The sequence below is a fragment of the Candidatus Enterococcus murrayae genome (assembly GCF_017315985.1).
Classification (GTDB): Bacteria; Bacillota; Bacilli; order Lactobacillales; family Enterococcaceae; genus Enterococcus_A; species Enterococcus_A murrayae.
This window is the reverse complement of the sequence record NZ_JAFLVR010000027.1, coordinates 24,348-37,677: the sequence shown is the minus strand read 5'-3', so window position 1 is coordinate 37,677 and position 13,330 is coordinate 24,348. Positions and strand designations below refer to the sequence as shown.

At 40.7% G+C, this 13,330-nt stretch carries 12 protein-coding genes; 3 read left to right on the top strand and 9 right to left on the bottom strand.

Annotated features, from left to right (window positions below; translation table 11 throughout):
* Positions 1–518: 518 nt before the first annotated feature.
* The 3 genes from JZO85_RS11945 to JZO85_RS11935 all read left to right on the top strand — a co-directional run bounded on the left by JZO85_RS11945 (position 519) and on the right by JZO85_RS11935 (position 4,482).
* Positions 519–665, top strand: coding sequence for a hypothetical protein (locus JZO85_RS11945; protein ID WP_207108761.1), 147 nt, complete (start codon positions 519–521; stop codon positions 663–665).
* A 517-nt stretch (positions 666–1,182) separates the two neighbouring features.
* Positions 1,183–2,715: an ABC-F family ATP-binding cassette domain-containing protein gene (locus JZO85_RS11940; RefSeq protein ID WP_207108760.1), complete on the top strand. Its 1,533-nt coding sequence runs from the start codon at positions 1,183–1,185 to the stop codon at positions 2,713–2,715.
* Between the two features lie 195 nt (positions 2,716–2,910).
* Positions 2,911–4,482, top strand: coding sequence for an Nramp family divalent metal transporter (locus tag JZO85_RS11935; protein ID WP_207108759.1), 1,572 nt, complete (start codon positions 2,911–2,913; stop codon positions 4,480–4,482).
* Between the two features lie 134 nt (positions 4,483–4,616).
* Here the strand turns inward: JZO85_RS11935 and JZO85_RS11930 are convergent, their stop codons facing one another.
* The 9 genes from JZO85_RS11930 to JZO85_RS11890 form a co-directional block, all read right to left on the bottom strand.
* Positions 4,617–5,333 (bottom strand): DUF5131 family protein, encoded by a 717-nt coding sequence (locus tag JZO85_RS11930; RefSeq protein WP_207108758.1) that lies wholly within the window; start codon positions 5,331–5,333, stop codon positions 4,617–4,619.
* A gap of 54 nt (positions 5,334–5,387) precedes the next feature.
* On the bottom strand, positions 5,388–6,101 hold the full coding sequence (locus tag JZO85_RS11925; protein WP_207108757.1) for a tryptophan synthase subunit alpha: 714 nt from the start codon (positions 6,099–6,101) through the stop codon (positions 5,388–5,390).
* The gene (gene ulaA, locus JZO85_RS11920; RefSeq protein ID WP_207108756.1) at positions 6,101–7,381 is read right to left on the bottom strand and encodes a PTS ascorbate transporter subunit IIC; all 1,281 of its coding nucleotides are present in this window, start codon (positions 7,379–7,381) and stop codon (positions 6,101–6,103) included. Before ulaA ends, JZO85_RS11925 begins: the two co-directional genes overlap by 1 nt.
* 3 nt (positions 7,382–7,384) lie before the next feature.
* Positions 7,385–7,666, bottom strand: a complete 282-nt coding sequence (locus tag JZO85_RS11915) for a PTS sugar transporter subunit IIB (protein ID WP_207108755.1) — start codon at positions 7,664–7,666, stop codon at positions 7,385–7,387.
* Complete coding sequence (locus tag JZO85_RS11910; RefSeq protein ID WP_207108754.1) at positions 7,660–9,699, bottom strand: BglG family transcription antiterminator; 2,040 nt, start codon at positions 9,697–9,699, stop codon at positions 7,660–7,662. The genes JZO85_RS11915 and JZO85_RS11910 overlap by 7 nt, the downstream gene beginning before the upstream one ends.
* A gap of 134 nt (positions 9,700–9,833) precedes the next feature.
* The gene (locus JZO85_RS11905; protein ID WP_207108753.1) at positions 9,834–10,580 is read right to left on the bottom strand and encodes a winged helix-turn-helix domain-containing protein; all 747 of its coding nucleotides are present in this window, start codon (positions 10,578–10,580) and stop codon (positions 9,834–9,836) included.
* Positions 10,581–10,619: 39 nt separating this feature from the next.
* Positions 10,620–12,062, bottom strand: coding sequence for a helix-turn-helix domain-containing protein (locus JZO85_RS11900; protein ID WP_207108752.1), 1,443 nt, complete (start codon positions 12,060–12,062; stop codon positions 10,620–10,622).
* A gap of 252 nt (positions 12,063–12,314) precedes the next feature.
* Positions 12,315–12,623 carry a hypothetical protein gene (locus JZO85_RS11895; protein WP_207108751.1) on the bottom strand — a complete coding sequence of 103 codons (309 nt, stop codon included), beginning with the start codon at positions 12,621–12,623 and terminating at the stop codon, positions 12,315–12,317.
* A 96-nt stretch (positions 12,624–12,719) separates the two neighbouring features.
* On the bottom strand, positions 12,720–13,295 hold the full coding sequence (locus tag JZO85_RS11890; protein ID WP_207108750.1) for a hypothetical protein: 576 nt from the start codon (positions 13,293–13,295) through the stop codon (positions 12,720–12,722).
* Between the last annotated feature and the right edge of the window lie 35 nt (positions 13,296–13,330).

Genomic DNA, 13,330 nt, shown 5'->3' with positions numbered 1-13,330 from the left:
AAATGTCCTTGGCAGGGGCGAAAGCTTACAAAAAAGCCAGAAGCAGACAATCGGTTGATTCGATTGAGCTTCTGGCTTTTTTGCATTTAGCTATTTTTACTTAATATCCATAAAGTCAAAACGTTTAAAACTTTACAAAATAAAAGTATTTTTGGTAATTGCTTTTTTATTAAACCAAACTATCGAGCTATCGGATAAAGCGAACAACGTCTCGTCCCCTCGTCCAAAATCATCAGCCCAGATGCTTAGTGCCGTGCCGGTCATCGAATCATGGCAGGAAAAGCTTCACCAAAATAGCAGCCTCCTTTTCTCAGCGCTATAAATTGTTCGATTATTTCTCGATCCATCCCTTTTCATCCCAAAAATCAGCTTTTTTTATAGGATATCAAGCAAAAAAGCCATCATTCATTTTTTAAATAATTAAAATATTTTATGAATGCAAATTTCTTTTATTATTTTATTTTAATGTGTTATACTTTTGTTTGTAAGTTTGTTATTAAATGAAAGGAGGAAAAACTATGACCTTTTTTGATCAAGAAAAACCCTATCGTGTAACGTTTGATTTAGCAGAAAACATCTTCATTGTCTATTCAACTGTTACTGGTCAACAAGCAACTGGAATCACCATTGAACAAGCGATCTATGACTTAAAAAAATCTGCCTAAGGAGCGCACCTCTCAATGAATGAAGCCTATAATTAAAAGCCTCTGCTTACTAATAGAAAGCAGGGGCTTTTTTGTGTGCTCAGCTTACATATTTGTTCGTTAACGATAAGGTAAATCTATGTCTGGCGGCCCCGCCTTCAGGTTATACTAAAGCAACAAAAAATACGGAGGTTGAAAAAATATGAAACAATTGTTATTTCCATTCTTCGCAATAAGTTATTTGTTAGCTCATGTGACCCTGCACCTGTCCCTCTACCCCATCAATTGGGTAGCAAGTTTATTCAAATAGTAGGAGAAAACAATGATAGAATTTCTTTTTCAATTTATTGATGGTTTGATTGGTTGGGGCTGGGAGCTTTTCGTTCAATTGGTCGAAATGATTTCCGATATTATCAATTACCTATTGTCTGCCCAACTGTAAAAAACTCACTGAGTCCTTGAAAAAGGGCTCTTTTTTACTTGACTATGGACTACTTTTATTAGATGATGGGAAATTGAGTAAGAAAGTAGGAGAAACATGAGTATCTTAGATTTAACAGGGATCGCCCAGCAATTCGGCGATAAAATTTTATACGAGGATTTAGAATTGCATTTGAATAAAGGGGAACATCTTGGCCTGATTGGACAAAATGGGGCTGGAAAAAGTACCTTGATTAAGATTATTACTGGCGAACAGCTGCCAGATGAGGGCACTATCGCCTGGCAAAAAAATATCCACGTGGGATATTTGGACCAATATGTTGAAGTTGATCCGACATTGTCGATCAAGGATTTTTTGAAGACCGCTTATGCGGCGGATTTTGCTAAAGAAGCAAAGATCGGCGAATTGTACATGGAGTATGGCGAATCGATGGATGACAAGCTGCTGGAAAAAGCGGGTCGCTTGCAGACGGAATTAGACCAAGGTGATTTTTATCAAATCGATACCTTGATCGCCGAAATGAGCAGCGGCTTAGGGCTGGATATTTTAGGCATGGGCACCCCCTTAGAGGATCTAAGCGGCGGACAACGCTCAAAACTGATTCTGGCAAAACTATTACTCGAAAAACCAGACGTTCTGATCTTGGATGAGCCGACGAATCATTTGGATGACGAACATGTCGCCTGGTTGAGCCAGTTTCTACAGGATTTTGCGGGAACCTTTGTGGTGATCTCCCATGATCGCGACTTTTTGAATCAGATTACGACTCACATTGCCGATATCGAATTCGGCAAGCTTACTAAATACACCGGAAATCTGACCAAAGCCTTAAAACAAAAGGAACAGTTTCAGGAAACCTACATGAAGCAATACGCGTCACAAAAACGGCAAATTGAAAAAACCGAAGCTTATATTCGTAAATACAAAGCCGGTTCACGTTCAACGATGGCAAAAAGTCGACAAAAGCAATTGGATAAAGTGGAACGCTTAACGCCTCCGTCTACTAACGCAGTCGCACATTTTGAGTTCCCTCATGCCCCGATTGTTACGACGTTAGCACTTGAAACGACCGATCTCGAGATTGGGTACCAAAGACCATTATTGTCACCTATCAATATCACATTGCGTTATGGTGAAAAGGTCGCAATCCGCGGGTTTAACGGTATCGGTAAATCTACATTGCTGAAAACATTGATCGGAACGATCCCTAAAATTGCTGGCGAATTTCATTTTCCGGCTAATACAAAGATCAACTATTTCGAGCAAGATCTGCAATGGGAAAATCCCTATCAAACACCATTACAGTATTTAAGCGAACATTTTCCGAAAGAAACTGTCAAAGAATTGCGGAAGCATTTAGCTAGAGCGGGTCTGCCGAATCAATTGGCGCAAGAACCCCTTAGTACCCTGAGCGGTGGTGAGCAAACCAAGGTCAAGCTTTGTCAGATGACCATGCAAAAGGGCAACTTGTTGATCCTCGATGAGCCGACCAACCATATCGACCAGGCCACAAAGGATAGCTTACGTGAAAGCCTGGCGAATTTCGCCGGCACGGTCATCGTTGTTTCCCACGAAGAAGGCTTCTATCAAGACTGGGTGGATCGTGTCATTGAGATTAGTCAAAATTAATTTATTATGTTTACTCGCTCCAGCAGTCTCTTTTTCGGTGAGACTGCTGGAGTTTTTTTGTCCAGTTGTTGGTTTGACAGAGAATAAAAAGGACTTTTCGTATAATTTTAGGCATGCCGAATTTTTTTCTTTTCTTTTCCTGATTTTGGGTGTATGATGGCATCGTAGAAAAGATCAAGGAAGGGTGGGAATCGATTGAGTACGAAAAAACATCCCATTTTAGAACATACAAACGGGCTTTCCCTAGAGGAAGTCAATGGTACGGTCGAAGTACCGAAAGGAAAAAGTTTCTGGCGCACTCTGCTGGCCTACTCTGGTCCAGGAGCATTAGTCGCTGTTGGCTATATGGACCCGGGAAATTGGTCGACATCCATCACCGGCGGACAAAACTTCCAGTATTTATTAATGTCCGTCATCCTACTTTCCAGTTTAGTGGCCATGCTTTTGCAATACATGGCAGCCAAGCTGGGAATCGTTACACGAATGGACCTAGCACAAGCGATTCGCGCGAGAACAAGTAAATCATTAGGAATTGTCCTTTGGATTTTGACCGAGCTGGCGATCATGGCTACGGATATCGCGGAAGTTATTGGCGCGGCGATTGCGTTGTACTTGTTATTCAATATTCCGTTAGTCATCGCCGTCTTTATTACAGTTTTTGACGTTCTCGTCCTCTTGCTGCTAACAAAAATTGGTTTTCGAAAAATCGAAGCGATCGTCGTTTGTTTGATTTTCGTGATCCTCTTTGTATTTATTTATCAAGTCGCTCTATCCGATCCTAACTGGGGCGACGTATTGAAGGGCTTTGTACCTACCAATGAAACCTTCGCGAACGCCCCTGCCATCGGCGGTCAAACGCCATTGACTGGTGCTTTGGGAATTATTGGTGCGACTGTGATGCCCCACAATCTGTATCTACACTCAGCTGTATCTCAAACAAGGAAAATCAATCACGAAGATGAAGAAGAAGTCGCAAATGCGGTTCGTTTTACGACTTGGGATTCCAATATCCAATTATCAATGGCTTTTATCGTCAATGCGCTGCTTTTGATTATGGGGGTCGCAGTGTTCAAAACCGGAACTGTCCAAGATCCCTCATTCTTCGGGTTGTATGAAGCCTTATCCAATCCTGCGACAATGAGCAACGGGATCTTGATGAGTGTCGCAAAAACCGGTGCCTTATCCACTTTGTTCGCTGTCGCCTTACTGGCTTCAGGTCAAAACTCCACGATTACTGGGACTTTAACTGGACAGGTAATTATGGAAGGCTTTATTCATATGCGGATGCCGATTTGGCTGCGTCGTTTAGTGACTCGGCTGATCTCAGTTGTTCCCGTATTAATCTGTGTGCTGCTCTTCAGCGGAAAAAGCGTGATCGAAGAACATGAGGCCTTGAACAATTTAATGAACAATTCGCAAGTCTTTCTAGCCTTCGCTTTACCATTTTCAATGCTGCCCTTACTTATGATGACCAACAGCTCCGCGGAAATGGGCGAACGCTTCAAAAATAAAAAGATCATTCAGCTTTTGGGCTGGATCTCAGTGATCGGCTTAACCTACTTGAATCTGATTGGCTTGCCAAGTCAAATCGAAGGCTTCTTCGGCGATCGGCCTTCAGCAGCAGAGATTATGACTGCTGATACGATTGCCTACGTTCTGATCGTTGCCGTATTAGCGCTGCTGGTATGGACGATCGTAGAGCTGCATAAAGGCAATAAGCGAGTTGCACTGGCTGCCAAAGAATTAAATGAGGATCTATCCGAATAACGAAGAAGCAACTAACAAAATGAATATAATGAAAAGCGAAACGATCAAATTACTTTAAATTAGTAAAGTAATTTGATTGTTCGCTTTCATTTTGTTAAGTATTTTTCAAAACGACTTTTGATTCCGTCGTTTCTCTATTTATTTGGCTGCCAATTGATTTCTGCTTTTTTCGCCTGCGAGAACAGCTGCCGATAATTCAACTGATATTCTCGACCGTCTTTAATAAAATGGGTCCCGCATTGACGAAATTCAAAAGGAATCTCCCGTGCTATTGCTTCTTCTCGGATTTTCAAGATCCAGTCATAGTTCAACGGTCGGGCATTTTTATGGTATTCACCGCCGGCCATCACTAATTCTATATCCTCTAAATAATCGGCGATGCTCACTTCTTCGATCAACGGCTGGCAAATAATATTTTTATGCTTAATCGGCAGCTCTTGTAATAGACGCAAGCGTTGATCTGCTCTCTCCTGATTTTCCACTGAAACACCAATGGTAACATTCTCATACCCTTCGCCCCAATCATCAGGCACAACCAATGGTAAGCGTTCAATCCGTTTTGTTAAAAAAATGAACTGCAGATCACTGCGCTCTTTGATCATTTCCCAGCACTCAGCCCGCCATGGGTCCGCCTCTTCAATCAAAAAATCACTAGAAAAACAAACATACACCGTTTGCCCGCCCTTCATCTTGTAGCCGTTCTTAGTTTTCTTGATCGGCGCATCAAATTGAGCGGATTTTTCGATTTTGCTCGTATCGATCGACTTCTTTTTGTCGCCTTCATGGATGAAACAATATCTGCATCCTTCACTGACGCGTCGACAGCCTCGCCACGGATTCCACATTGCCATTTGCTCACCTGCTTTTTCTTTCTATTCTATCAAACTTTTGATAGGCAGTGTGCGCTATTTCGAAGCCAAGCCGTTCTCAAAAATAGGCTGGAGCTCTGATAAATACTCCTTGATCCCTGTAATCCCGCCTTCATTAAATTGTTTAATAAATTCCGAACCGATAATCGCACCGTCTGCTCCATTAGCGAGAATCTCAGCTACATCGTCTGGCGTCTTCACACCAAAGCCAACAAAGGCAGGCAGCTCTGATCTGCGCTTAACATACGGCAGCAGCTTCAGATAATCCGTTGGCAACTGAGTGAACTCTCCCGTCTTTCCTTTTCCAGACACCAGATAAATAAATTGGGAGCTTTGAGCTAACTGCGTCTCTACCTCTTTTTCCCCCATTGCTGTTGTAAAGGTATGGACAAGCTTTCCGGCAAACTTCCCATCAAAGGTTTGATCCACACATAAAATAGCATCATACAATTCCTGAGAAAGCTGATCCAATTGAAAACAGTCAACTCCTGATTGGTACGTCATCAAGATAACGTTAAACGAATAGCGGCTGCGAATTTCGGCTAAAACCGAAACAATTTCTGCTTTAGTCAAATCTGGAAATATTTTTTCTTGCGTCTGCCTGACCACTGCGCCATCTAAATGAGGCTCTTCAACAGGAATTCCGATCTCAACATACCCTATTCCAAAAGCTGCCACCACATCCAGCATTTCGAAAAAGACAGCTCTGGTGGGATAGTTGATCGTCAAATACAACACTAAATTTTTCATTAAGCACCTCCGAATAGTTGCAACAGCCAGCCAAGGATCGGTCCATAAACAGTGTAATCCGTCTCACTCAGGATGCGCATAATCGGTGCATAGCTTCCTACCATTGGAAGCAAAAAGGCCTGACCAAAAATCAAAATGAAGCCATTTGCCAACGAGCCTAAAACAGCCCCTCTGCGGCCGCCATGAGCATTTCCGAATATCGCTGTTGCCGCACCCGTAAAGAAGGTCGGAATCAAGGCCGGAAATACAACAACTGGATAATTGAGTGCTCCTAAAAGCAGCATTCCTGTCAAACCGGCAACTAAGCTGCAAAGAAAGCCGACAATCACTGAGGTTGGATAGTTCGGGAATAGTAAAGGAATATCCAGGCCCGGTTTTGAGTTAGGAATGATTTTATTTGCGATCCCGTGAAAAGCTGGAATAATCTCCGAAAGCATCATCCGTACACCTGTGATGATCACCGTGATCCACATTCCGAATTCAATCCCTCTTAATAATGAAAACACGATGATATCTTGTCCGCCGGTAATTTCTTTCATCGTCCAGCCAGGACTCGCAAGAATACTTACAAAGAGGAATAAAACAGTCATGACCAGCGTCAAGGCGATCGTCATTTCTCTTAAGAAGTTCAGCTTCTTAGGAATTTCCAGCTGCTCCAGATCATGCTCCTTGTTGCCAAAAGCTTTGGCTAATAAGGTCGCAACCAGTAAACCAAAGGAGCTTGAATGTGCTAAGGTAAAGCCCTCTCCTCCTTTGACGCCTTTTATACAAACAGCAACGTACGCACAAGTAAACGTCATGTATGACCCTAAAAGCAGTGACCCCACAATAATGATCGCAACAAAGGACAAATTCGTGTTAAATTTTAGCAAAGCCGCAATCAATCCTGCGAAGAAAAAGGAAACATGGGCAGATAAATGAACATATTTAAAACGAGTAAAGCGAGCCAAAAGCAAATTAAATAAAAAACCAAATGCAAAAATCAGTGCCATTTCTGTTCCTATTTCAGCCAAGCTCTCAGCCTGTGCCGCACCGATATTGGCAGAAAAAGACTGCATATTGAAAATTTTAGAAATCATTTGCTGCAGCGGCAGCAAGGCGCCCCCTAAAGTTTGACCGCCCACATTGATCATTGTAAAACCGATCATCGTTTTGATCGCGCTAGGAAGGACTTGATCCCAGCTCTTCTTTTGCGCCGCCATGCCAACGATCACGACCATACCAATGATAAATACCGCCTGACTCAGTACATTGTTTACTATATATAAGAAGACCGACATCTCTTATCCTCCTAACTCATTTATCGTCTTTAGCAGCTGCTCTTTCAAATAGTCCTTGTCCATCATATTATCGATTCGAACGATTTGAGCCGTTGAATCTCGAAGCGTATCCGCAAAATCCGAAGTAGTGATCAAAATATCATAGCCATTTGGATCGACGGAACCAATGTCTGCGGCATCAACAACCGCTTCAATTTTCTCATCGTCCAAGATCTGCTGCGTAAACAGCCGCATCATCATACTGCTCCCAACACCTGCTCCACAAACGGTCACAATTTTTAACATGATTCCTCTCCTCCTTTAATCATCGCCAGAATTTCTTTGGGCTCTGTCGCTGCTAAAAAGCTTCCGACATTTTCCTCATGAGAAAGAATTTCCACTAATTCGGCTAAGGCCTTCAAATGCGTTTGGTGATCCACTGCACATAACCCGATAACGATAGTGACAGGATCGTTCTTAGGATGACCAAACACCACCGGCTCTTTCAAGGTCACGATGCTAAACCCAACAGCCAACGCTCCTTCTTCCGGACGTGCGTGAGGCATGGCAATCCCAGGTGCGATCACAATGTATGTGCCATTTACCTCGACATTTTTAATCATGCCTTCGATATAGTTTTCTGAGGCTAAACCGCTTTTCACCAGCAGTTCACCACTTTTTCTTACGGCCTCGTCACGATCTTTCGCGTGGTATTGAAGCGCGATTAACTCTTCTGTCAATAGTTCTTTAAGCATAGGCTGATACTCCTTTTTTAATTTTCCAGCAGCTTTTAGATTGAGATACTCCATAAACTCCTTTGATAAGCTATGAACCTGCTGAGGCGTCAAACTCGTGTACTTTTTTACTATTCCGATCAAATGATCGATACTGACCTCATGAAAGATCGGTTTGATAAACTCAGTAATCATGCGGATATCTTCATCTGATAAATAAGGATTCACTTGAACAAAAGGAACACCGTTTAGCTTTAACGGAATGGTAGAAACAACTAAATCAACGGTATGCCCTTCTAGCCATCGAACCCCTTCTCGAGCGCCAAATGTCCCAACAATGTCCACATTGAAAAGATTCCTTATCTTGTTTTTTAAGATTTCTGATGTACTGATTCCTGCAGGACAAATAATGATGATTTTCGTCTTATGAGGAACATAGAATTTTTCTCTTTCCAGCGATGCCGCGAAGAAAAGAGTAAAGAAGCTCCTTTCGTGATCAGTAAAACGAATCTCCAAGGCCTTTTCGATCAATGGAATGTGTCTGCAGACAAGCCGATGAAGCTTGTCATGATGATCCAGTACATACTCATACATGGGATTTTCTAATGTTTCTTTTGCCAGTGCACGTTTGTAAGCGGGGCGCAAATGGTTGATCAATCCTTCGTATAATTTTTGATCTCCGCTGAAATCCACCGTTGGATATTCTTGATTTACAGCATTAATAAATGTTTCAACCATCAAGTTGAAGGTAAGCCATTTATCTGAACGCAGTTCCTGATATTTAGTCACAGAAGCTTCCGATAGCTTGTTTGCCAAGTAAAAACATTCCATCGTTCCAACGGGATGCTCAAACAATACCGCCAGCTCCTTTTGGTAATCACATAACGTTTGCTCTTCCTTATTCAAAAGCTCCTTTTCAACACTTATGGGGAAGCTTTTGCCTAGTTCGATTCGTTTTTTTGCGATCCAAAAATGGACGATTACCTTTTGAAAGGACTCATCACTTAATTGAATCCCGATCTTGTTGCATAAGGTATCAATAAATGCTTCAATCTTTGTTAAAAGCTGCTGCTCTTTTTCATAAGCTTCGATTTCAAACAACAGCGGATCTTTCTCAATTGTCGCTGCCAATAGATTACGAATATCTCCCTCCTCCCCAATAACTCGATAACCACGAAAAGGAACCGATTCTAAACAAATGCCGCTTTGGGTTAATTTCTTTCTTATCTGCTGCAGATCACTAACTAAGGTATTTTTTGAAATGAGTGTTTGCTGCAGCAAATTTTCTGAGTTAAAGAAATCTGGTGACAGCAGAATAGATTCTAAAATACGTGTTTGTCGCATCGTCTTATCCCCGCTGACAAACGCGTTGTTTTTAAGCAGCAATTTTTCCATGTCCACTGGAACGGATGCGCGATAGCAAACTTGTGCCTTCTCAATCGTGATTTTTTCTGAAGAAATTGTCTCTAATAGTTCATTTAGCTTATTGATATCGTTATAGATTGTTCGTGTACTCACTTGAAACTGTCTGGCCAGTTGACTAATTTCAATAGGTTTTCCCTGCTTTGCCAGCAAAGTGTATAAATTCGATAATCGATTATCCATAATAATTCCTCCTAAAATCAGTATAAGCGATTCCAGAAGTCATGAAAAAGAACAGTTCCCTTCAAAAAAATTGAAAGGAACTGTTCTTGATACCTATAGCTATGTTTTAAGGATGAAATACTCTAATACCTCCATCAATTCTCAGAGGATGGTTCGTCACAATGAAATCTATAGCCTACACCACGAATATTATAAATATACTTTTCTAAGCTCAATCCATTGTGGCGAAACTTCTCTCGAATTCTAAAAACCACATTCGTAATATAAATTTTTTGATTTTCATAGGGACGATTCCAAACGAATTCATAAATTTCTTGATAAGTACACACTTGATTACAGTTTTCCTGCAGCAGCCGAATCAACATATATTCTTTGCTGGTAAAGTAGATATCTCTATTCGCCAGCCGCACACTCATACTCCCATCATTGAATGATTCAGAAATAAAAGGCGGGGTTACTTTAGAAACCTGTTCCATTTCTTTTTGGATGCTTTCTCTTAGCTGATCCACCTTTTTCTTTCTTTTTACTAAATTCTCCAAAAGCAAATGGACCTCCTTAATCGTAAAGCTGGGGTCCGTATTTATATCTGCTCCTAACTGCAGGTTCATCACTTTATCAATGGCTTCCTTCTGCTCTTGAAAAACCATGATGATTGCATCTGTCAGTTGACGAAGCTGAATGATCAATAAATACACCTCGCGACTATTTTTCCCGCCTTTTCCTGAAAAAATGATAATCGCATCATGCGCTAGCTCATGAGTCTCCAGCTGCTCGGCTGAAATGTCTTCCTTTTCGTAATGCTCGGCTGAAAATGCATCCAAGTAGCTGCTGATCTGATCAGTATCAGAATAATTATGATTTAGTACGCCTAGTAAGTTCATCTAACATCTCCCGTATATCTCACGATTTTTTGAAATATATTACCCGATTTTTTGCTTCTCCTGTAGAGAGCTCACTAATCTAATGATGTCTTCTACACTAAAACTTTTTGAAAAATGGATGACCTCTGCATTATCTGTAACCTCATGCTCAAAAGGGATAATATTGGTTATGATTTTGCTGTATTGATCTTTTTTAATGTCACTGATGCCGATCTCTTCTTCGTATAGGATAGTTGCTTGTGTACTAAAGAATTTCTCGAAAATAATCTTTGTTGGTTCATCGATGATAGAATCATTCTCTAATAAAATGAGGACATTGATTGGGGTGAAAATGAATTGATTCGCAAACAAATACAATAAAAAGGATGAAGAAAAATCTGAAATAAAGGTGTTTTGAAAATGAGACGGCAGAGCCGTATGATTGATCAAATAGGTGCATAATTCATTATGAAGTCTCGGATTCAAAGATTTAGCAAAGCGATTATTGTCTTCTGTATTTTTTAGATAGGTCTCACCTAAACAGATTTTCGTATATTGACGCGATAGAAAATCCTGGACAGCTAATTCAACTTTGCCTCTGTCCTCCTTCGTGCGACCATCTAAAAGAAACTTTACCAGGCTTCGGCTAAAATCTTTGCTTGTAGAGGAGAATTCTAACAGCCGAATACCAGTCAACTTGCGCTGGTTCCAGTGAGAATAAAGCATTAGAAAAATAAAGACAACTTCGCGATAAAGCACCGCATCAGAGTACTTCTTCAAGTAAGTAATTTTTCTGATTTCCAAAAAGAGCGGCGCAATTAACCGATCAACCTTCACATTCTCAACAATTTTAGGTAAAAATTCTATTTCTCCCATTCCGATCCTTTTGAAGGATAGATTCAAGATACTTCTAACACGCTTGATTGAAACAAACCGGTCATCCGCTAAGATAAGCTGAGTCAGTGCTGCTTGATGGCAGCCCTCCACTTCGTTTATCTCAATAAACGTGGATTCATAATATAGATCCCAAAAGAATTTTCTTATATCCAGTTCTCTGCCGCTAAACTTTACCGGCGAACGAATCACACCTAAACGATAATTCTGGATAATCCTATCAAGCTTCTTCAGCAGCCTCAGTACCGTAGATTCTGAAAAATTTACTTTTTCTGCCCATTCTGAAATGGATAGATATTCTCCTGAATAAATTCCTGCGATAATTTGTACCAAAGGCTCCTGCTGAACATATTTTTTCTTCTTTTCATGGTAGATAGTGTAATCATTAACAGTCAATTTGATCCCCCGGTTTGACCCGCTGATGGTAATCGCTGAGCCAAAATAGTCCCTCAGTTCATTCAAATCCGCCAAAATAGTTCTCTTGCTAGAATTTAAGCTTTCCGCAATCTCTCTTGTTTGGATTTCCTCTTTGCCTTCCAATAAATTTAAAATTCCAAGACATCTTTTACTTAGCAAATTGGTTATTATTTTTGCTGTCAAAGATTCCATATCTTCCCCACCTTTCAGTGAAAACCATGGTCAGCTCATTTCAATACCCGAAAAAATAAAAACACGCTTATAAGATAATGTTTTGATTATAAAGATAATTTATAATTAAATTTTACCATCATTTGCTTTTATTTTCTCAGTTGAACTTCATATAAATAACTTAATGGCAGGTTTTATTTTTTATCAAAATCATAAGCAAAAACGTAGATAACGTCTCATTTGAGCACCTCATCTACGTTTATCGCTGTATGCTTACTCTCTTTTAAACGGGCTAGCTTTTATTGAGACACGATCTTGACTAGTCAAGATCATCGCTAACACGAGAAAAAGAATGCCTAAAATAGTCAACAGCCTAATCTGCTGATGTCCTAATTTGGGGAGCTGCTGATTGTTTGGTTCGCGCTGCTCGATTTTTTTGGGAATTTTGACGACAAGCTCTTCCCACTCATTCTCCCCCGAAGCCTGAGGAGTGCTGCCGATATTTCCCTTCACCTGTATCTTGGCAGAATCGGCTATTCGATTGTTTGCTTCTGCAGGAATGGGCAGTATCACAGCCATCATTCCTATCATTGCTGCCCATAAGAACAGGTACTTCATTTGATTAAAAATGATCTGTGTCCCTCCTACTCGTCATTCAAAGCCAAAGATTCTTTTAACTTAGGAAATAATTGGAATAAATTTGAGAATCAAATCAAAGCTGGGATTAACTTCATCCGATAAGGTCAAGGCACCAGAAGCAGAGCCGGTAAATGTGAAGCTGTTGCTCGCTGCTGCGGCATTACTATTATCGTCTAGTTCAAATAAGCTGTCCGTACCTGTTAAGCTTGTGCTTTTTACTCCGCTGTCGATCAACTCGATTGTGTTGATACTCAACGAATCGATTACTGAAGTTGCTTGCAGATTCTCCACATCTTCGACTATAACGTCTACTTTTCGGGCTGAATTATTAGTAATCGTATAGTTGGGAGCCACTAAGTTACTTACATTTCCAGCTTCGCTGTAAAACAATGCTGTTGTTGGTAATGTGACATTAATCCATTTATTGGTATCTACTGGATCAGGACCAGGCGTTGTATTATCAAATTCACCAATAATTCCATTCACGGGAACTACAGCGCTATCCTCACCTTCTCTTCCATCGATCGTTTGTGTAGCGGCGGAAGCAGAAGCTCCTGTTGCTAAGAGTGCTGTTAATGCGATGATACTTGTGGCTAAACGTACATGCTTTTTCATCTATTTCTCCTTCTTATATACTTATTTATAATTAA